Raw genomic sequence first — 20,583 nt, forward strand, 5'->3', positions numbered from 1 at the left:
ACTGCTCCATGGCCTCTGGAGTCAGCCAAAAAGTGAGACTCCCTCGCTGCTTTAAGGAGGCATCATACTCAGACCAGTTTTTGAGTCGATACAAGGACTTGGAGTTGGATTTAGACTTACTCTTACTCATATCTGCTGAGTGTAGTTTCGTGTACCATCTTGACTTCTTTATTTTTACCCTAAACATCATCTTTTGTGCAACAAAGCCTATTTTTTCGTAAGCATTCAGCGGTCAGCTATCAGCTATGAGTTATTAAGTAATTATCTTGGAAAAAGTAATTAGTATTCAAGGATAATGAAAAGTGATGTTTGCGCAGCATTCCGCAGGAAATGAAATAGTCCTTTCAGCTAACCTTGGTTATTGCTTGATTCTTTCTTTCATGCATCTGAAGCGCTGAACGCTAATAGCTGAATGCTTACATTTTTTCAGCGATAATATGATGTGAAGAAGGTCGTAGGAGTTAGTTGAAAAAACCTATCTTATTACTTCAATAGTAAGGTAAGTTTCAATATATTCCCTACTCCCTACTCCCTACTCCCTACTCCCTTGTTCCTCATATAATACCTTCTTTTCTCAACTTTTCAATAGTTGCACGTTGAGTTTCAATAAAATGTTTTCGCTCAACTACTCCACCATCCATAGTATTAGCAGGATAAGCATAAAACTGACGATAACTTTCTGCATAAATATCCCACCGTTGTCTTGCTAATAAATTTTTCATTCCTACTTGAGAGCGATAGTTGCGGAGAGCCATAATATCAATTTCACCATAGGCGGCCATGCTTTCCCCTGCACCCGTTTCCGCTAATATTAAACCTCGATAGTCGATAATTTTAGAACCCCCATCAACGGAAGCTTCAGGAATGGGAGTATTGGCAATACCTGCAGTATTAGCAGATATCACATACATCATATTTTCCACAGCACGAGAAACTTTCGCTGCTTCTTTTGGCGATCGCGCTTGCCCATAAACTTCTGAAGTAGGATGCAGTAAAATTTCTGCCCCACGCATTGCCAAACATCGGGTCACTTCTGGAAATAAAATTTCATCGGAGGCAACGGCAGCAAAATTACCGATCGCTGTTTTAGCAACGGGAAATACTCCCTCTAAACCATAACAGTCGAGATATTTATCCCATACATCATGGGGAGTAGGAGCAAACATGGAGTTAAGACGTCGATAGCGCAATACGATATTGCCACTGGGGTCAATGAGAAAGCAGCTTTGAAAATATAATTCGGGAAAGTTGGGGTCAACTTCATAAGCATTGCCCCCTAGAAAAATATCATTTTTTTGAGCAATCTCTCCTAGGCGATCGTAGATGGGGTCAGTCATTTCCAAACAGGCTTTATTTGCCCAACTTGTCAAAGACTCAGCCATCGGAAAACCTGTGAGAAAATATTCTGGCAGTAAAACTAATTTACAGTTTAGGCCAATAAAAGCTTTACTAGCAGCTATTTGTTTGGCTAGGTGATTGATGGTTGATTGAATCAGCGATCGCGCAGATTCCTGATCGTTGGCCTGATTTACTGCTTTCGCCTGGACTTGAAGGGCCAAAGCCTGGAAAGGGGTAACTTGATTGATAGCTTCTATCATATTTTGCTATAGTCATCCTCGGCATGGGTGTGTAGAAAATCTCTAGGAAATTTTGAAGAAGTATTCAGTAGTCAATGAGTGACTGAGAATGGGGTTGTGATTAGACTTGGAGGAAAGCTGTAGATATTAAAAGATAAAACAGTAACAAAGAAGAAGAAATCATTTATATTATACCAATGTTGCCTGACAATTTAAATTGGCGTTGGTGAATTTAGCTATGATTTTCGTGCTTAGGGAATAGGGAATAGGTAGGGACTTTGAATACAAAGTCCCTACAGATTATTTCGTTTACGGGTTGTTCGGGAGCAAGTTCGGGAGCAAGTAATGAAAGGGGTATTCATAATTCTGATGTTGATTACAGTTAGTCCAAATATCTTAATTCATAGTTTGATTCACCAACACCTTTAAATTTATTGTCAAGGACTAAAAGATTAGTTCTGTAGCTTTAATCAGTGAGAAATTATATTACTTGGGTAATTCCAATATTCTCAAAGTAAGGGGCGTAATATTATGCGCCCCAGAAAAAATAACTGTAGTTAAAGTGTTAGGAGTAATGCACTCCAAGGCTTTCTCGGTGGATGATCAACTCTATAACATTAAGAAGGTTGATCTTGATTAATCTGGCGTTCAATGGTTTGAATGGCCGCATTAAGTCCAGCTAATCTAGTTTCTAGATCATCTCGCATCCACTTGAGGAATTTCAGTTTATTTTCCTGATGGACTTTACGAGACTCTGGTTGAAAAAAGTCCCAGCCACAGCAGGGTTTAGCAAAGAATGGAAACATAGGTAATACTCTCAACTCATCTTTACTTAATATTTTGAAACAAAAACTCTAGAAATGACAAATTATATTCTAATTTATTTCTTAAATATCAAAAGTGAAGGCCATGCTAGTCAGCAAAAATCCTGAGAAGTCTGTACTTCAAAAAGTAGAGCATTATATTTATGTAAATATATTAGACTTGTCGCTTGATAAACTAAAAAATTGTAGAAACCCCCCTATGTAAAGCTTGTAGTTATTTATAGATCAAAAGACTCAAAATAATTACCCTGTCTAGGTTGTGGATATTTTTTATATCTATTTAGCGACAACTCTATTATATAACCTCCTTGGGTCTGTTTCTATAAAATGCAAGTAAGTATCCAATCGAACTTAATATCAGTAGTGCTCGCGATCGCTTCCTTACTTAGTTTCATACATTAATCACCACTATTGTTAACAGTAATCAGTTTCACAACACTCTAATTTTTTTCAAAGTAGATCGAGTTTAGTAAACTCAAACTAAACCTAATTTTAGCACTTTCAAATATTGATCCAAACTTGATTTGATGCTAAAATTTATACTGTAATTTTTAGGCAATAATTACGGTTCTAATAGAATTACTTATTAAATATAAAAAACTCTAGATTTGCCTGAAAAATCTTAAATAATATTTTGCATTTATTTATAAAGGAGATATGATTATGGTTGCTCAATCTTGTATCTATTCATCACCTCTACAAAAAGCAATTGACCGTTATCCACTAACTGTAACACCCGAAACTCCTCTGGTAGACGTACTAAAACAAATGAGTCTGTTACAAAGCAGTTGTGAAATACCTGTCAATACACTGACAAATGGAATTCATGAATCACCATTATCAAAACAGGAAAAAGCTACAAGTGTTTTAATTGTAGAACAAAAATATGTTGAAAAAGATCAAAAATATAATGCACAATCTTCTTTTCTATTAGGAATATTTACTGTCAGCGATCTTGTTAAACTAATTGCGACTGGTCAAGTTGGTAATCTAAGCAATTTATCAGAAAATGTCAAGATAAAAGAAGTCATATCATCTAATTTTGTGACTATAAAAGAATCAGACGATCAAGATTTATTTACTGCTTTATCTCTGTTTCGCCAACATAAAATTAGTCATCTACCAGTGCTAGATAGTATGGGTCAAATAGTTGGCGTTGTGACACCAGAAAGAATTCGTCAAGTACTGCAACCTTCTAATATTCTCAGCTCAAGAAGGGTAAATGAAGTAAAAAATGATTCTTTTACAGTCACAACTCCAGAAACGGCATCATTGTTGGAGGTTAGTAAATTGATGTCTGATCAACAAGTAAATAGTGTAATCGTAACACAGAATAAAAAAAATAAAACACAAAGGACTGAAATTGACAAACCTGTTGGCATAATCACTACAGATGATATTGCACAAGGCTATTATATAAATATGAGTTTGGCAACAACACCTGTAAAAAAGGTAATGAAAACGCCATTAAATTGTTTGAAACAAACAGATTCTCTCTGGGATGCTCATAAAAAAATGTTGCATGAACAGGTAGAAATATTGATAGTATGTGGTAAACAAGGAGAGTTTCTGGGAACAGTTAATCAGACTAGTTTACTGCAAGTATTAGACCCGACAGTAATGTTTGGGTTGGTCAGAAAATTACGAAAAGATGTTAATCAACTGCAAGCAGAAAAATTTGAACTATTACGCACTAGAAATGCACAATTAGAAAAAGAAGTGCAGGCACGAACGGCGGAAATACAAGCACAGTTAGAACGCGATCGCCTCCTGGCAAAAATAGCTCTTCGGATTCATCAATCTCTAGATATAGATGAAATTATTAATGCTGTAGTGACAGAAGTTAAGCAATTCCTCAAAACAGATCGAGTAGTGTTATTTCAGGTAGAAACTGCAAAAGTCGCTAAAATAGTTGCTGAGTCAGTAGAAAAAAACTGCAACTCCTGGATGGGAGAAACAATTTCATCCGAATGCTTAATGTCAAATTTAAACATGAATCAAAATACTATTCAGGCAGTTTCTGATATCACTCAAACAGATTCAAGTACAGAAAAAATTACTGAGTTGAAGGAAAAACAGGTAAAAGCTTGGTTAATAGTACCAATTTCCCAAGATGGACAACTATGGGGACTGATGTGTACCCAGGAAGGTTCGGGAATTCGAGAGTGGCAACAATCTGAAATTGATTTTTTGAAGCAGCTAGCAACTCAGTTAGCGATCGGTATTCAACAGGCCCAACTTTATCAACAAGTACAAACTCTGAACACAGATTTAGAAAAACAAGTTCAAGACCGCACAGCAGAATTGCAACAAAAAGTGCGAGAACTACAGCAACTTAATATTCTCAAAGATGATTTTTTAAGCACTGTTTCTCATGAGTTAAGAACACCTCTATCGAACATGAAAATGGCTATTCATATGTTGAAAGTCTTTCCTGTATCAGAACGCGGTAAAGAATATTTAAATATTTTAGATACAGAGTGTAAAAGAGAAATTAAGTTAATTACCGATTTGTTAGATTTACAGCGCTTAGAAGGTGGCACTGAATTTATCCCTATAGATACAATAGATTTAGCAAGTTGGCTTCCCACTATTATCGATCCTTTTAAATCTAGAGCTAAAGAACGCGAACAAACTCTAAAAGTTAAGAGTCCTAAAAAACTCCCTCAGATCGTGTCTAATAATAATAGTTTAAGCAGGATTTTAGCAGAACTCCTAAATAATGCTTGCAAGTATACTCAGAATGGTGGCGAAATCAAGTTTATAGTTGAATGTAATCAGAAAAAAAGTAGCAAAAAAAGCCTTAAAGAAACACCTTCTTCGATCAAATTTCTGATTAGTAACCCATCAGAAATTCCCGCATCTGAGTTACCTAAAATATTTAACAAATTTTATCGAGTGCCTAATGCCGATCCTTGGAAACAAGGTGGCACAGGTTTAGGTTTAGCCCTAGTAAAAAAATTGGTAGAACAGCTAAATGGTAATATACTTGTTACTAGCAGTAATGGTTGGACAACTTTTACAGTAGAACTACCAACGTAAAGAAATTGCATCAAATTCTAATTTCCGAAATTTAATTTTGGCTAGCCCACTTCCTTATTTCTTCTTAATACTATAAAGTAATAACTGTAGTAAATAACTGCATTAAAAGTGCATTCAGGGAAACAAAGACAACAGAATATTTCTCACTCTCAGGATTGGTCATGGCCTCTATGGCCTATATTACCCTTATACCCTTATGGACAAAGACGAACATTACGAAAGGAGATTGTCAAAGATACAATCTGGACTTTTGACCAACTTCAGGGTATCTTCTATGTCACTGTACCAATTCGGATGACAGTGGTAAGAATGATTGGAGGCGGCTTGTTTGTCTACGCCCCAATAGCACCAACCCGGGAATGTGTGCGCCTTGTCAATGAATTGGTAGAAAAATATGGAGAAGTTCGCTACATTATTTTACCAACTATTTCTGGCTTAGAACATAAAGTATATGTGGGACCCTTTGCGAGAAAATTTCCCACGGCGGAAGTTTTTGTTACGCCCAACCAATGGAGTTTTCCTCTAAATTTACCCCTGAGTTGGTTGGGTTTACCAAGAAACCGCACCTACTTACTCCCTGTGAATAGTGGAGATGCACCTTTTGCAGCAGAATTTGACTACGCAACTCTCGGACCCCTTGATATTGGTTTCAAACCTTTTGCAGAAGTAGTATTCTGGCATAGTCCATCCCAAACTTTACTGGCGGTTGATACTGTTTTATCTGTACCTGCTGAACCGCCCGATATTTTGAATTTAGATCCCTATCCGTTATTGTTTCATGCCAAAGATGATGTGTTTGATGTGGTAGAGGATACTCCCACAAATAGATGTGTAGGGTGGCAAAAAATATGTTTGTTTGGATTATATTTTCAGGTGGGTGCTTTAGAGGTAGTTCCTACTGGGGAAATTTTTAAGAATGTTTGGAAAGCAGGCGATCGCTCGAAGCGTGCATATTTTGGTCTCTTACCGTGGCGATGGAAGTCTGACTGGCAGCGTTCTTTTACACAATTACGACAGGATGGGCGGTTGTTAGTAGCACCTATATTGCAAACCCTGATTTTGAATCGCGATCCCAAACAGGTGATGGAGTGGGTTGAGAAAGTGGCAAGTTGGAATTTTCGGCAGATTATTCCCTGTCATTTTGACGCACCTATTCAGGCAAGTGGGTATGAGTTTAGGCAAGGGTTTAGTTTTTTAGAAAAGGATAGTGGGGGGTATTTACCAGAGACAGATTTACAGTTTTTGAGACAATTAGATGATAAGCTTACAAAAATAGGGGCTTTACGTTAAAGCTGAAGAGCATTTTCTTATTTTCCCTATAAGATAAATCAAAACTGATTTACAAACAATCCCACAAGTTTAACTTAAGCAAAAGGGAATTACGATGAACATAATCAGAGTTGTTTTGATTGAAAAGCATGACTCAAGTCGTGCTGGGTTGGTAGCTGCATTACAAATGTCTGAAGGTATTAAAGTAGTTGGGGATGCCGCTTCTGGCCAAAAAGGTTTAAATATTGTGCAAACAACTCAGCCTGATGTAGCAATAGTTGCTCTTAATCTACCTGATATGGATGGAGTTGAACTAACTCAGAAGTTGAAACAATTAAATGGTGCTCGGGAATATAAACAAACAAAAGTGTTAGTTTTAACAACAAAAGATAGTGAAGATACTGTAATAGCTGCTTTTAGTGCTGGTGCAGACTCATATAGTCTCAAAGATGTCAGTTTTAGTAATTTACTTCAGGCTATTGAGGTTACTAATGAAGGTAATAATTGGATCGACCCGGCGATCGCTAGTGTGGTAATTAAGCAAGCTCAGGAAACTTCTGATAGTAACTATCCAACTTCTCAACCACTAATAAAACTAAATGAAATGGACTGTGCGCCGGGAGGAGATGGAATAATTCAGATAGATCCTCTAACAGAAAGAGAATTAGAAGTATTACAGCTAATAGTTTCTGGGTGTAGCAATGCTCAAATTGCTGACAAGCTTTATATCACTATCGGAACTGTCAAAACCCATGTTCGTAGTATTTTAAATAAGCTATGTGCCAACGATCGGACTCAAGCAGCAGTCCGTGCTTTGCGTGCTGGTTTAGTTAGTTAAGCTCGATCGATTTCCTTTAATAGTTATGCTTTCTATCTGCATTAGTCAAAGATGTCAGAGTGGTTTAATAGCTTGAATAAAAAGATTTTTTTATTCAATCCTTTGCTATTAAAAATTCACCCCAACTAATTCTTGACTTATCCTATCTTGAAAAAGAGTTTATTAATTCAAGGAAAAGTATTCAATATATTTTCCTTGGATTCTGATCAAATATTAGTTATACTAAAATGATTGAGAAAATTTAGTCAGTCTAGTCAATTTTTTTCTTAGCTTCTTCTTTAGCATTTTCTACAATGTGTTCTACTCTAGCCTCATCTTGCTTAACTTGTCCTTCAGCTTTGTCTTCTGGATTACCAGTAATTTCTCCAAGCATTTCTTGAGCTTTACCTTCAATATTTTTAACAGTTGCTTTTACTCTATCTTCGGTAGTCATGGATATTAACCTCAGAACTTTTTTATCTACATTTATATACTAATAATAATTTTTTAAACTTTCTTCTATCGAAAGGAGTATCTTGATGTATTTTATGATTATACCATTTGATAGATATAGCAGTCCTATTTTATTTGTGTATAAAAACCTTATCGCTTTTAGGGAACAGGGAACAGGCGGGAGTGTCAGTTTTTTTAATCGACAGATAAAGGTTTTAGGCTTTTTTTCGCTCCAGTGGGTCTGGCTTTTTCGGCTTGAGCAAGCAGAAAGTTAGGGTTGAAAGGAGAATAATTGCAGAAAAATTGAGGGATAAAATATTCGACTAACTCCTCTAAATTCCCCATTTCTCCTGTCTCCTGTCTCCTGTCTCCTCCCCTCACCCATAAGACTTTCCATACGCAAACCCTAATTATTCGGTAATTCGGTAAGATCGGTATAGTTTTTGATTTTGCCTCTATCAACAAAAAAGCCTAGCATTATTAGCTAGGTCAGTAATTTTTATGTCACTTATGAATACTTGATGATATGTGCAGCTCAACTAATTATAATTGATAACTAAATTATACCTGTTCCTTTACCACGATTATCTTCAGACATAGTTAACTTTCCATCTTCATTAGTCTGATTTATTTCTTTCATAGTTTTAGCACGTTCTAGTCTTTGTTCTTCTTCTTGCTGTCTTAAATCTCCTGGTTCATTGACATACATTTCAGGTTCAATCGCAAAATTATTTAACCTACCTTCTGTATCAACAGTATAACCTGATGTAGTATTATTTTCTTCTCCTTCTGCTTCAGGAGTTTTCATAAAGTTTTCTCCCTCTCTTTCCATCCTATCTGCTACATCTGTAGGAATGATATTAGCATCGTAGTTAGGACTTATATTTGTTTGATTTGTCATTATTTAACCTCCAAATAAATTTCTATTGAACTTAAAAAAAATGTTTTATCGATCGCTCGACTAAAGCAGATATTATTCAGTATTTTATTTTTTATGAATCAACTTTAGGAACAACATCAGGACGTTCTTTGTTTTCCCAACCAGGGGGACGCTTAGAGTTGTACCAGGCAATAGAACCCATTGTTACTGCAGCAACGAACCCAATTACCAATACTGCTGTTGCAGCAAAAGGAAAATGAGGTGCTTTTGTAGCAACTTCTAATAAATACATAATATTAGAATGCTCCTTAATCCGAAATTTGAACTTACTACAGTCATAGTAAATTAAAAAAATATAAATTCACATCTATCAAAAGGTTGAAGTGGCAGTAAAGCTTGGATAATTTTAGAGAGACAAATAAAGAATTAATAACAGTTGCAATAAAGATTGAGTTGCCATAATTCACAACTCATATAGGAGAGATAAGAATTGAATACGACAGAAAAATCAAGAGTTAGGGTAGATTTTTTATAGGCTTGGTTTACCCTATTTCCTGTCTCTTTTTCACGATATTTTTAATTTGGGATAGAATGAATAATTAAGATCCAATAAAAACAACTTTTTTGATTTGCTGGGTCTGTATAGGATCTATATCTTGAGATAGATGACTTATTTCAGTGTCAGAAGTAAGATACATTCTATAATAAATATATTTTTTACCTGAATTATTAAAATTAAATAAAGCCCTCTATTAAACTTTCATATAACTATTTGGCTGGGTATCAAGTTCCTCATTTTCCTGAAAATGGTACTTGTCATGAATGGAATGGAAACTACGATATTGAATCGGGAGATGAAAATATTCAGAGCAATTTGCCAGAATATGAAGCCTAAGTTTTTGTTTGGCAATAGTAAATAATATGAAATAGGTTAATATTTGCTAGCGATAAGATGAGAGATAGGGAGATGGGGAAATTCATAACTAGCATCATTTTTCGTATTTCATATAAAGCGTTGACAAACTTGCCTCACAAGTTGATAATATAGCAATTCTCATCTCTGAGTGAGATACAAAGTTCTGGGTTTTAGAGAACTGAAAACAGAGAACAGAGGACATAAAAGAAGGAGAACCAAGATACCTCACAAAGAGTGAGATAGATTATATACCACAGAACCATTTTATTAAGGAGATTAACATGGATATTATTCGTTTAATTTGTGCGATTTTTTTACCACCGCTTGGCGTATTTCTGCAAGTAGGTTTTGGCGGTCAATTTTGGTTGAATATTCTTTTGACTTTACTGGGTTATATCCCAGGAATTGTTCATGCTGTTTGGATTATTGCTAAAAGATAAATAGTTATTATATTTTAGGTGGTAATATCCGGGTATTTATGCCCAAATTACCACCTATAATCTTATTATCAATTTAACCTTAAACCTTCTTCAAGAAATTAAATAGAGGTTACTAAAGTTCAGGATTTTTACTTATATATGGATGAAATAATCAATATAATTATTAATGGATTAAAAGATGTACTTGAAAGTACTATAAAAGTCATACCAGCCATACTAATAGCATTAATTATTATTTTTTTAACTCGCTATGCAGCAAAATTACTTCGGAACCTTGCTCAACGGGTAGGAAAGCGTGCAACTCGTAGTAAATCCTTACAAATTTTAATCACAAAAACTACCCATGTGGGTGTTTGGGTAATAGGAGTTATTATTGCTTGTGTTATTGCTTTTCCCGGTTTAAAACTAGGAGATATTATTGCGACATTAGGTCTTGGTTCTGTTGCAGTTGGTTTTGCATTTCAAGACATATTTAAAAATTTTCTTGCAGGAATATTACTCTTATTACAAGAGCCATTTCGTATCGGCGACCAAATAATAGTTGATAAGTATGAAGGTACTGTAGAACAAATTGATATTAGGACTACGAAAATTCGGACTTACAATGGCGAAAGAGTGATTTTACCTAATGCTAATGTATTTACCAGTGCTATACAAGTAAGAACTGCTTTTGGTATTCGACGAACTGACCTAGGAGTAGGTGTAGATTATAATACTCCTTTATCAGAAGCAGCAGAGATATTATACAAACTTATTCAAAAGGTTGAAGGTGTCTTAGAAGATCCCGATCCTGAGATAGATTTAGTTAGTTTTAATGATAGTTCAATAGACTTTATTGTGCGGTATTGGACTAAGGCAGAACAGAAAGAAGTACGCCGAACTCAAACTCACGCAATTATTGCTATTAAGAAAGTTTTTGATCGGGTAGATATTAATATTCCTTATCCAATTCGGACTGTTTATTTCTACAATCAGAATAAGTATAATGATTATATTCCTATAGACCTTCGGCAAAACATAAAATCTTCCCAGTAAAGCAATTTATGTAATCCAGATTATCAATTATTTAATTACTGTAATTACTGCTAAAGATCGAAGATATTTATAATTTTTCCTCAATCCTAATTTTAACTGATATCAAATCCGCTCGGGTTCGGTATAAAAAAAATTTTCATCTTCATCCAAGAGCAAATGTTTCGCGCATTCTCTTCCCTCCTGAGGAGGTCCTTCCCCTCCACCGGAGGGGGAGGGGCGAGGGGTGGGTTGACTCGGTCCTCCTAGATTAACTATCTAATTACACCGATGCTACCGGATTTGATATGATGACTGATTTAGAGAGAAGATGCAGTATCAGGAGCAATTTTGACTCCACCTTCTTTATTAATTGTTGGTTTGTAATTAGAAGGCTAATCCAGATAATTACTATAGCCTGGCACACAGCAACTGGAAGGGAGTGAAAGGAAGTTATTTCAAAGGTTTAAGAGATTACTTCCTTTCGTCGCTAATCACCACTTGTCAACCGGACTTGATATTAAGCCTCTGTTTTAACAAAGAACAATGTGATACGGGGACCGATTTCAATTCCACCGCGATTAGGGGAAACCCATTTATTAATGTACTTTTGACCATCACCACAGTAGTCTACACACATGATAGCAATTCCCAAAGTTATGAGGTACAGTTGTTTTTCTTCTTTATCTATTCCCTGTTCCCTGTTCCCTGTTCCCTCAAACCTAAAATTTTGTACCTCACCAGTATGGGAATTGCTATATTAAAATTGCTGTAAGATGAATTCAAAAGTTCCCAAAATTAATGCTTCCGGTGTTGGGTAGTAGAGTACACCCTTCTGTTGTATAGTCCATTTCAAACGAAAGCAAAACTCTTGCCAAGATACATAACCGTTACCGTCAACATCTAACAAATTGCTAATCATCTCCCTTTGTTTTCCTGTGACATGAACACCTGTGAAAATATCATCAAGAAAATGATTGATGGGTATCTCTTCCATTGTTTCAGGAATCTCTGGGTTTTGCCAAAATATGCTAGGTTTTGAAGTCAGTTCCTCTATACTTTCATGAGACGGCGAATTAATTTTTTCTGACAACTTTTTCCATCGTTGTTTGAGACTAACGATCAGTGGGTGTTCATCAGGAACATCGCTGTCTGAGGTAATAATTTTCAGCATAGACGATGAAATACATCCTCCGCTATATTCGTATAATTGCGCTAACCCAGTAATAGTATTATAGTCAAAGCTTTGTCCGCGAATTAAGTGATCATCAATTTTTTCTTCCATCTTTTTGCATAAGTTTTCATCCCATCCGGTTTTTTCTGGTTCGCCGAATCGTTCAATCATAGCTTGACGTAGCATTTCGGTATTGGCAAAATCGCTGATTCTTACAGTCTGCTTGACACCAATCATACTAGCAACGGCGCCCATTTTATCTCCCATGAATCCATGCCATCCACCGAACACGAGATCGAAAGCTTCCTTACCATAAACTTCCTGGTCCCTAGGGACAGGTTCTTTTGATGCAATTGTATGTACTTTGCGCGCAGCTTTAATAATGGCTGGCAGGTTGTATGTACGAGTTACAAATTTATTGCCAAGCCTAGCTAGATTTGTTAATGTAATACTTGAGCATGAATGACCCAAAGCTGCTCCAGCCTTGCAAACAGCACTCCATATCCCATCAGCACCATTTGCCAATGCTTCTAAAACCGTTGACTCTGCCAAACCAAAACCACAATGTACATGAACAAGTAGCTTACCATTTGACCAATTTGCCGAAATCATGGTTTCACGAATAATGCTAGTCAGTTTGCTTACAGTTTCTGGCAGCAAAAAACCCGTTGGTTCCTCTATCATCAGTCCAAAGGGACGCCGATCGCTAGGCAGATTACCCAAAGCTTCAACGAGATGGAGCGCTCTGGTTAAACCCTCTGTATCAGTTTCAAAATTTGCGAAATCTCTCAAATTTACAAGTAGACGTGGAGGAAGTTTTTGTTCGCCCCGTGGCATCAAATTTTTATTACCCCACTCCACTTGGTTTAAAATGAACTGGTTAAGATCGAACTGCTGATAATTGATGGCAGGACTACATAAATCTATTTCGATAATCGCATTACTCATCTTATGATCGTTGACCATTTCCAACAATCCATCTGCTGGCTCATCAATGGGAACTCCATATTTATCTAAAGCACTGTAAGCTTCGCTAAATCCCCACATATTATCTAAAGTTCCACCCAGATCGATCCAATGTTTAGGAATTTGGTCATCAACATTTCTGTTAGAACCATAAGTGCCAAGAATCACTTCATTTAGTTCAGTTTCAGCAATAGATTTTAAGATATTTATTTTGTCTTCAAGGACATGACCACGAGCAGTTCCCACAGTGGTTTCACGAACAGAATTATCTAGAACAAAGATTTCTAGTTCTTGTAGGGTTTTAAGTTCCTGATCTGCTTCACTGCTTGCCCTGTCGATTATACTTTTGAATTTGTTCATTTTTCTATCACCCTCTAAATTTTTTTTACTATAATATCAAATCTGGATAATTACTATACTCAAGTCATTGCGACTGGAACGGAGTGGAAGGAAGCAATCTCCGCGCATCCTTGAGATTGCTTCCTATCGTCGCAATGACGACTGTTCAATTGGATTTTATAGCAATGAGCGCATTAGCAATAATATACACAGGACTTACGCATAACCAGCATATCTAGTAGGGGGCGATTTCCTCCGGAATGCTGCGCAAACGCGAATCGCCCCTACAGATGGTGTATGACTTAATATTTTGCGTAAGTCCTGATACATTTAGTCGCTACGCCGCTTCCACAAACTGACCAAGGATACCACATACTGAAACTTACGAGCGTGTTCCCGAATTAGGAAGGGCATATCCTGCGTGTCGAGCAACTCAAAATCTTGGTTTAGCTCTCCTTGCAATACAGTCAAGGAATCCTCACCATCATGTCCGCCCAGCCAAGCATCCCGTGGAGTGAAACGCTCATCCCAGGTAAACGGTGTGGCTAGCACCAGTAGTCCACCTGGCCGTACTAGACCGCGTGCGCCACACAACCGACCGAGAAATGCTCTAGGACTAGGTAGACGACAAATAAGATTAGCCGCTAACACCACATCAAACCCAACGAGTTCGGGGGGCAATGCACAGGCATCGGCACGGCGGAAATTCACTATACGGCGATCCAAGTCTTCTGGCAAGCAAACTTCAGCTTGGCTCATGTTTTCCCCTTGATCGGGGCGACTATAAGCTAGTCTGCCTTTGCGACGTAGGGTTTCGGCTGCTTCAATAAAGGTGACACTGAGGTCGATCCCTAACACTGACTCGCATCCCCGGGCTAACTCGAAGGTTGAGCCACCAACGGAGCAGCCAACATCTATTGCCCGATCCTTCTTGATTCCCAGGCGATCGGCTGTCTCCAAGGTTAGTTGAGCAATACGCTGGGGAAATCCCACGGCATTCTTGGGGCCGAAATTGTATGGCATTACTTCATCAGCCAACTCATAATGCAGCATCAGGTTTTCTGCCAAAATTTTCTCACCTTCATAGGCTTTAACTCCATTGCTTTGGCTACTAATCAGTACCGCATCGCAGCTTGCGTCACCATCATCAGATCGCACAAGCCTGAATCCTGCGTGCTGGAAGAAGTGACGCCGGAAGTGAAACCTTGCCCACTGGGTGGCTTCATCTCCAGTGCTGATAAAAGAGCCACCAAGAATCATCTTATGTTCGCCATCGAAGCAAGGGGTACTAAAGTCATCATAGATCCGGTGAACGCGGAACCCTTCTAAGGGATTGAAGTCATCCTCACACCAATGCCAGACATTGCCGAAGACATCGTAAAATCCAGCTTCGTTAGCTGGTAAAGCATTCACTGGAGTTTCCGAACCCCAAGTTAAATTCAAATTAACTGGCGGGTTGCCCCTACGCAAGCAATGATGTTCGGCTTCCGTTAAAAGTCTGTAGGGTGCAGGGCTGTTATCCTGCTCAGTCTTCCAGGCACAGTAGGCTTTCGCTTCATACCAGTTGACACCAACAGGCCAAGACCAAGGCATCTCTACCACCTCAAATATTGTCCGCAGTCGGTATTGGTGCAGTCCTGCTGGTCCATCAGCAACCCAGAAAGTAGGCCATTTAGTATTGCGATTTTGCCTCCAAGCCCAGCCCTCTTCTGTCCAGTATTTCGATTCCTGGTATCCGCCTGCAACAACAAATTCGTAGAATTCACGATTAGTAACTAAGTATTGACTGGCTTGAAAACTCCGAACCCTTACCTGCCGTGAACCATACTCGTTGTCCCAACCAAAATAGGGTTCTCTCCAAGGCTTACCCAAGGTGACAGTTTTGCTGGAAATGGCGATTAACTCGTTCTCAACGGTATGACTCTCTGCAAATGCTGAAGGATGCAGGTTTGGCCATGCTTCTGGACGACGCAAAACCGACAGTGGTAACTCTCGTAGCAAGACACTGGAGGTTTCGATGTGGATGCGTTCGTGTTCAAATCCTAGGAATAGTGCCCATGCGGGATTGTCCATCGCAATCGGTGGATGGCTGTCTTCCAGGTCGGGCAGGGTTTCAATCAATTCCCGGATAATTTTGTAGGTGCTGCGTCTGTATTCAACAACTTCACGAACTGACGGCCAATCCATTTCATTCTTGGACATATCGTCCCAGGACATCTCATCAACACCTGTTTCAAACAATTGCTCGAAGTATGGATTAATCGACTCGTGGATGAGTCCAGCTAGCCGAAGCTTATTGATGTAGAGTACGGCAGGGTGGCATAGATAGAATATTAGAGGATGACGAAGTTGGTGGTAGGGTGGATCGAAGAATGCCTGTTCTCCTTGTAGTGCTGACAACAAAACTTCGGTCATTAGCCAGCCATTATCAAAGTAGTCCAGAACTTCGCGGCGCGTGCAGGTGGCTAGATTTGGGATCGGCAATGCTTTTAGGACTTCTGTAGGTCGCAGCCCAGTCCACCACCAATCTGGACAAGGGTCAATCAGGGGATCTGTTTGATCTTTCTCCCCTTTCTGCTCAGGAGAGAAGAGTGTAGTTAGATCTAGATTTGGATTACGTGTTAAAGTCATTATACTTAGTCTTTGATAATAATTCATATTATTATCAAACAATTGAATCAAATTATAGGCGATCGCTGTCCTTAGCCAGATTATCAGTTAATGAAACACGATACAAGCAAAGGAGATGGGTGATTGGGTGATGAGGAAATTTCTAATACCGTTTCACGGAAGTTAAAAGTCATGCATCAAGTGCTAATTGGTGAGGTTCCTATTTCCTGCGGAAACGCTCCGCGAACAGAATGTAAGACGCATATCTGACAGTCAAAAGTAAGATTTTATAGGCTTAAGAGTTTGATGCTACAGTAATTTCAGGCAATTATTTCACATAGGGGGTTTGAAACTATTTGTGACATCTTTAAAGTGAATTTGTATAACTAGCACAATTTTTGGCGTTGCATTATCAAGGGATGATTTTGATATCTGACCAAAAATTTGCTCTTAGTTTATTAACAGTTTCAGATGCGTGCAAATTTAATCATCATCCCGCAACTATGCAACGCCCAATTTTTTGTATTTCATATTACCCAAATGATGGTTTGAACTTAGGAGTCTAGCTTCCTGTTTGACAGTAGACGAATGATATCAAGTCCGGTAGCATTGGTATTGTAAGGTAAGGGTAAGGAAGAAGGCTTTAGTTATCTAGGAGAGAAGGCTTAAAAGCTGGAAAAAACTTAAATTTCCTGTAGATATTCACCCTAACTTTTACACAAACGATACCAGTGGACATGATATGACCGCAGTCTGCAACTTATCTTCAATAGCAGACTTAATATCAAATCTGCTTAATTTGGTATAAAAATAATGTTCTATCTTCAGCTTCTTTATAAGAAGAGGTAATTATTAATTATTAATTGTTAATTATTAATTGTTGAAACCGATGCTACCGAATTTGATATAATTTCGGTGGAAATTCCACCTAATTACACAAATATCCAAATTGACAGCAGCATTAAAGTCTCTGTCAGCTTGGAAGCCACATTCTGTACATTCAAATTAGAAGATTACAGAAAGAGGCGATCGCCATCAAATATGAATAAATTCATTGTACGGCGATCGCTATCCTCACCAATATTAATCTGGTATGGTCATCAAAGAGACAACTTAAGCCTCATTTTTGACAAAGAACAATGCGGTACGGGGACCGATTTCAATTCCACCACGATTAGGAGAACCCCACTTGTTAATATACTTCTGACCGTCACCGCCATAGTCTACACACATTTCAAAGTCGTACTGTAGTTCGTTGTAACAACCAACTCCTAAACCAGGCATTTTAGCAGCACTGACATCAAATGTTTCACCAGCTTTATTAATAATGGTTAAACCCTTATCTCCACGCTCGATCAAGAGTAAATTAGGACTGTCCGCACTGTCAGCAATTTCGTTACCATTGCGATAATATTGAGATTCTCCCATCATTTGTTGGTGAAATTTTGTGCCAGCAACAATTGTAGGTTCAAAAGCATCAAAAGTTAAAATCAAAGGCGTTCCTTCTTTTCTCCCTAAAACGTAAGCTGTTGCTAAAACTAAATCGTTCTTATCAAATTTCCAATTATCAAATTGTCCTATTGCCCAAGTATCGTGGTTGCGAGCAAAGGTAACCGCATTGTCTCCAGGTACAGCACGCTGAGTATCTGCTGGATTAACTAGAGAACGTAAGTCTCCCCCGTAAGTAAAAGCACTTTTCAAGGTATTGACCAGTTGAAAATCCGTTACTTTGGGAAACACTGGAATATATTTCATGCTCTCGTCAAAGTTGCGACCGATCGCTTCACCATAATAAAACTTATCTTCAGGGATAATTTCGACTATCTTTTCCAAATCCTCAACAGAAATGTGTTTGACAGCATCAAAGCGGAAACCATCGATGCCAATATCCATCAATTTTTGCATATACTCATGCTGTTTCTGTTGCACATAAGGTAAGTCTGTCCTCAAATCTGGCAATCCTTCCTTGTCATTGGGACTGCATAACCAATCATTTTCAACTTCGTAGGAATTATTATAGTTGGCGATACATTTTGCCTCGTGGAAATATTCTTTTTTTGGGTAGAGCGGATATGCTTCAGGGAAAGGTGCAACATCTTTATAAAAACGATAATTAGCCATGTGATTAAAAACTACATCGGCAATAATTTTAATTCCCCGTTCGTGAGCAGCGTCAATCAAATCCTTTAAATCTTGCTCACTTCCTAGATTTCCTTCGAGAACATAATCATAAGGCTGATACTGAAAGTACCAGTATTTGTCTGATGTACAGGCATCATCTTCCCGTGATGGTGTTTGATTGGGAGGAGAAATTTGAATATAGTTATATCCTGCTGCTTTAATTTCTGGCAGTTCTGCTGTGACATTGGCAAAACATTCATCGAAAGCGTGGTAGATAACATCTGCTTTGGCAGGAGCAGCATTGGAGGTGAGTCCAATAATTACTGCCAGGAAGCAGGTACAAACCCACGTTATTAGAAAACTGAAAGCTAAACGATTTTTGGTGTGCATAAATACGATTCCTGTTTCTACTTTAGAGGTAATATCATGTTCCGATCATAAGTGATAAAAAAGTTTTTGTCTGTAGTAGAGATTTAGCCAATTAAATATCCATCTTTTTGCTCAAACCCTACTATGCAGCTCTAATTATAAATATTCAACCAGATATGATATAGCAAAATGATATAACAAATTGTCTGAATTTAAGGCTATTTATAATGAGACATCTCTAGAAAATAAACAAGCCTTTGTAACCTGTTGTCAAGGACAGCAATAGAGTTATCAAATATATTAGCTGGATTTTGTAGATTTAGAGAACTAATTTTTTATTTTGCTAAATAAGCAATTCGATTCAAGAAACGATTCAACCTTGTTCTCGTTAACTTGACTTCTGATTCGGACTCGCCCATCAATAATCCAATTTGCTGACCTTGCATAATATTTAATGAAGGAAAACGGTCCTTTTCAAACAAAAGAATATTTAAGGAACCACCATATTTAAAACAACCTATGCGATCGCCTTTTTTCACTTCAACCCCATTTGTACTATCAGTAATATTCTTGAATGCTTCCTCAAATATCACTGAAGCAATAGTATTCAATCCTACAGGAATCATGCCAACACAACCATAATTGGCTGTTTCGATCACCAAATATCCCCGCCGAAAATGTTCAAAGACGCTGTAGCTATATCCATAACCAACATTATCATCGTTCAACAAACCCGGAAAATTATTGATGCCGAAATATTCTCCAGCTACATCTTCATTAGATTCTACAACCTTGCCAGATACAGGTGCATGGTAGTAGTGATAAGTATCAGGCATAAGAATACAAGAAACTGCAGTTCCTCCCAGGAAGCGATCGGCATAACTGGAATTATTCAACAGCTCTTTCACATTCAAAAATACTGTTTTGACAGCAATTTTTGTTTCCAATGTTAACTCGTCAACAATCATATTGATGACACTATCTGCTGGAGCTACCACAACAGAATCATCATCTGGTGCAGTAATAGGTCTTGACTTGCTTGGTGTGTTGAGTTCCCTGGCAAAAAATTCATTAAAATTAGTAAATCCTTGATGTGCGGTTCCCTGAGCTGGACAAACAAATTCATCACAAATTTTCTCTGCACCACCAAGCTCATTTATCCATTGATCAACGAGGTCTGTGCTGTCAGTAGAATCAAGATAATCACCGCGCAAATCTACGAATTGTTTGGTCATTTCATAACCTTTACCTTTGGTTACAAAAGCCAAACCGTATTCATTCTTATAATATAGCCAACTAAATTTTTGGATATAATCCAAACCCTCTGGTACTCCTGGTAGCCATTCGTACCATTCTTGAAAAAATTCGCATAGGGTCTGTATTGTTGCGCCTTGCCAGTCTTTTTTAACGCTTTCATCTATACCTTCGGGAATTGGTTTGACATTTTCTACTGCTGCATCAAAAAAGGTTTTAAACCCAGTATCATCAGTACTGTACCAAGTTCTGATTTGGTCGATAAATGGTTGAATGTCTTCTTTGTTTGGTAGTGCCATGATATTCTCCTTAAGGCTTTGTTGCACAAAAGATGATGTTTAGGGTAAAAATAAAGAAGTCAAGATGGTACACGAAACTACACTCAGCAGATATGAGTAAGAGTAAGTCTAAATCCAACTCCAAGTCCTTGTATCGACTCAAAAACTGGTCTGAGTATGATGCCTCCTTAAAGCAGCGAGGGAGTCTCACTTTTTGGCTGACTCCAGAGGCCATGGAGCAGT

The 20,583-nt window shown here is 37.9% G+C and carries 16 protein-coding genes and 1 pseudogene; 6 read left to right on the top strand and 11 right to left on the bottom strand.

Going from position 1 to position 20,583, the window contains the following annotated elements; translation table 11 throughout:
• Positions 1 to 554: 554 nt before the first annotated feature.
• Both F6K27_RS26520 and F6K27_RS26525 read right to left on the bottom strand, forming a co-directional pair.
• Entirely contained in the window at positions 555 to 1,598 is a 1,044-nt protein-coding gene (locus tag F6K27_RS26520; protein ID WP_287279164.1) for a nitrilase-related carbon-nitrogen hydrolase, read from the bottom strand.
• A 596-nt stretch (positions 1,599 to 2,194) separates the two neighbouring features.
• The gene (locus tag F6K27_RS26525) at positions 2,195 to 2,383 is read right to left on the bottom strand and encodes a hypothetical protein (RefSeq protein WP_124145392.1); all 189 of its coding nucleotides are present in this window, start codon (positions 2,381 to 2,383) and stop codon (positions 2,195 to 2,197) included.
• 681 nt (positions 2,384 to 3,064) lie between these two features.
• Here F6K27_RS26525 and F6K27_RS26530 point away from each other — a divergent pair.
• The 3 genes from F6K27_RS26530 (at position 3,065) to F6K27_RS26540 (ending at position 7,550) form a co-directional block, all read left to right on the top strand.
• Positions 3,065 to 5,443 (top strand): CBS domain-containing protein, encoded by a 2,379-nt coding sequence (locus F6K27_RS26530; protein WP_287279163.1) that lies wholly within the window; start codon positions 3,065 to 3,067, stop codon positions 5,441 to 5,443.
• 108 nt (positions 5,444 to 5,551) lie between these two features.
• Positions 5,552 to 6,733: a DUF4336 domain-containing protein gene (locus F6K27_RS26535; protein ID WP_287279162.1), complete on the top strand. Its 1,182-nt coding sequence runs from the start codon at positions 5,552 to 5,554 to the stop codon at positions 6,731 to 6,733.
• A gap of 94 nt (positions 6,734 to 6,827) precedes the next feature.
• Entirely contained in the window at positions 6,828 to 7,550 is a 723-nt protein-coding gene (locus F6K27_RS26540) for a response regulator transcription factor (RefSeq protein WP_124145395.1), read from the top strand.
• A 250-nt stretch (positions 7,551 to 7,800) separates the two neighbouring features.
• On the opposite strand, the gene F6K27_RS26545 is transcribed toward F6K27_RS26540, so the two are convergent.
• From F6K27_RS26545 to psb35, 4 genes are all read right to left on the bottom strand, one after another.
• Positions 7,801 to 7,983, bottom strand: coding sequence for a CsbD family protein (locus F6K27_RS26545; protein WP_124145396.1), 183 nt, complete (start codon positions 7,981 to 7,983; stop codon positions 7,801 to 7,803).
• A 194-nt stretch (positions 7,984 to 8,177) separates the two neighbouring features.
• Positions 8,178 to 8,327: a hypothetical protein gene (locus tag F6K27_RS26550; protein ID WP_287279161.1), complete on the bottom strand. Its 150-nt coding sequence runs from the start codon at positions 8,325 to 8,327 to the stop codon at positions 8,178 to 8,180.
• A gap of 211 nt (positions 8,328 to 8,538) precedes the next feature.
• Positions 8,539 to 8,883: a hypothetical protein gene (locus F6K27_RS26555; protein WP_124145398.1), complete on the bottom strand. Its 345-nt coding sequence runs from the start codon at positions 8,881 to 8,883 to the stop codon at positions 8,539 to 8,541.
• 91 nt (positions 8,884 to 8,974) lie between these two features.
• A complete protein-coding gene (gene psb35, locus F6K27_RS26560; protein ID WP_205127395.1) occupies positions 8,975 to 9,154 on the bottom strand; it encodes a photosystem II assembly protein Psb35 in 180 nt (59 codons plus the stop codon).
• Between the two features lie 480 nt (positions 9,155 to 9,634).
• On the opposite strand from psb35, the gene F6K27_RS26565 reads away from it, so the two are divergent.
• From F6K27_RS26565 to F6K27_RS26575, 3 genes are all read left to right on the top strand, one after another.
• The gene (locus F6K27_RS26565) at positions 9,635 to 9,757 is read left to right on the top strand and encodes a hypothetical protein (RefSeq protein WP_275670387.1); all 123 of its coding nucleotides are present in this window, start codon (positions 9,635 to 9,637) and stop codon (positions 9,755 to 9,757) included.
• 302 nt (positions 9,758 to 10,059) lie between these two features.
• Entirely contained in the window at positions 10,060 to 10,218 is a 159-nt protein-coding gene (locus tag F6K27_RS26570) for a YqaE/Pmp3 family membrane protein (RefSeq protein ID WP_124145400.1), read from the top strand.
• A 138-nt stretch (positions 10,219 to 10,356) separates the two neighbouring features.
• The gene (locus tag F6K27_RS26575; protein ID WP_124145401.1) at positions 10,357 to 11,253 is read left to right on the top strand and encodes a mechanosensitive ion channel family protein; all 897 of its coding nucleotides are present in this window, start codon (positions 10,357 to 10,359) and stop codon (positions 11,251 to 11,253) included.
• A 736-nt stretch (positions 11,254 to 11,989) separates the two neighbouring features.
• Here the strand turns inward: F6K27_RS26575 and F6K27_RS26580 are convergent.
• From F6K27_RS26580 to F6K27_RS26595, 5 genes and pseudogenes are all read right to left on the bottom strand, one after another.
• Positions 11,990 to 13,729, bottom strand: coding sequence for a hypothetical protein (locus F6K27_RS26580; RefSeq protein ID WP_287279160.1), 1,740 nt, complete (start codon positions 13,727 to 13,729; stop codon positions 11,990 to 11,992).
• A gap of 309 nt (positions 13,730 to 14,038) precedes the next feature.
• The gene (gene ovoA, locus F6K27_RS26585) at positions 14,039 to 16,339 is read right to left on the bottom strand and encodes a 5-histidylcysteine sulfoxide synthase (RefSeq protein ID WP_287279159.1); all 2,301 of its coding nucleotides are present in this window, start codon (positions 16,337 to 16,339) and stop codon (positions 14,039 to 14,041) included.
• An 852-nt stretch (positions 16,340 to 17,191) separates the two neighbouring features.
• Positions 17,192 to 17,320 (bottom strand): annotated as a pseudogene (locus tag F6K27_RS34065) (hypothetical protein); the annotation flags it as partial.
• Positions 17,321 to 17,431: 111 nt separating this feature from the next.
• The gene (locus F6K27_RS26590) at positions 17,432 to 18,829 is read right to left on the bottom strand and encodes an alpha-amylase family glycosyl hydrolase (RefSeq protein ID WP_287279158.1); all 1,398 of its coding nucleotides are present in this window, start codon (positions 18,827 to 18,829) and stop codon (positions 17,432 to 17,434) included.
• Between the two features lie 314 nt (positions 18,830 to 19,143).
• A complete protein-coding gene (locus F6K27_RS26595) occupies positions 19,144 to 20,361 on the bottom strand; it encodes a phosphatidylserine decarboxylase (protein WP_287279157.1) in 1,218 nt (405 codons plus the stop codon).
• Positions 20,362 to 20,583: the final 222 nt, after the last annotated feature.

Source organism: Okeania sp. SIO2F5, assembly GCF_010692685.1.
Classification (GTDB): domain Bacteria; phylum Cyanobacteriota; class Cyanobacteriia; order Cyanobacteriales; family Microcoleaceae; genus Okeania; species Okeania hirsuta.

What these genes read in the sequence shown, in the direction of transcription:
- F6K27_RS26595 (WP_287279157.1), bottom strand. Translation starts at nt 20,361, where the DNA reads ATGGCACTACCAAACAAAGAAGACATTCAACCATTTATCGACCAAATC.
- F6K27_RS26545 (WP_124145396.1), bottom strand. Translation starts at nt 7,983, where the DNA reads ATGACTACCGAAGATAGAGTAAAAGCAACTGTTAAAAATATTGAAGGT.
- F6K27_RS26580 (WP_287279160.1), bottom strand. Translation starts at nt 13,729, where the DNA reads ATGAACAAATTCAAAAGTATAATCGACAGGGCAAGCAGTGAAGCAGAT.
- F6K27_RS26550 (WP_287279161.1), bottom strand. Translation starts at nt 8,327, where the DNA reads ATGGGGAATTTAGAGGAGTTAGTCGAATATTTTATCCCTCAATTTTTC.
- F6K27_RS26555 (WP_124145398.1), bottom strand. Translation starts at nt 8,883, where the DNA reads ATGACAAATCAAACAAATATAAGTCCTAACTACGATGCTAATATCATT.
- F6K27_RS26520 (WP_287279164.1), bottom strand. Translation starts at nt 1,598, where the DNA reads ATGATAGAAGCTATCAATCAAGTTACCCCTTTCCAGGCTTTGGCCCTT.
- F6K27_RS26530 (WP_287279163.1), top strand. Translation starts at nt 3,065, where the DNA reads ATGGTTGCTCAATCTTGTATCTATTCATCACCTCTACAAAAAGCAATT.
- F6K27_RS26575 (WP_124145401.1), top strand. Translation starts at nt 10,357, where the DNA reads ATGGATGAAATAATCAATATAATTATTAATGGATTAAAAGATGTACTT.
- F6K27_RS26540 (WP_124145395.1), top strand. Translation starts at nt 6,828, where the DNA reads ATGAACATAATCAGAGTTGTTTTGATTGAAAAGCATGACTCAAGTCGT.
- psb35 (WP_205127395.1), bottom strand. Translation starts at nt 9,154, where the DNA reads ATGTATTTATTAGAAGTTGCTACAAAAGCACCTCATTTTCCTTTTGCT.
- F6K27_RS26525 (WP_124145392.1), bottom strand. Translation starts at nt 2,383, where the DNA reads ATGTTTCCATTCTTTGCTAAACCCTGCTGTGGCTGGGACTTTTTTCAA.
- ovoA (WP_287279159.1), bottom strand. Translation starts at nt 16,339, where the DNA reads ATGACTTTAACACGTAATCCAAATCTAGATCTAACTACACTCTTCTCT.
- F6K27_RS26570 (WP_124145400.1), top strand. Translation starts at nt 10,060, where the DNA reads ATGGATATTATTCGTTTAATTTGTGCGATTTTTTTACCACCGCTTGGC.
- F6K27_RS26590 (WP_287279158.1), bottom strand. Translation starts at nt 18,829, where the DNA reads ATGCACACCAAAAATCGTTTAGCTTTCAGTTTTCTAATAACGTGGGTT.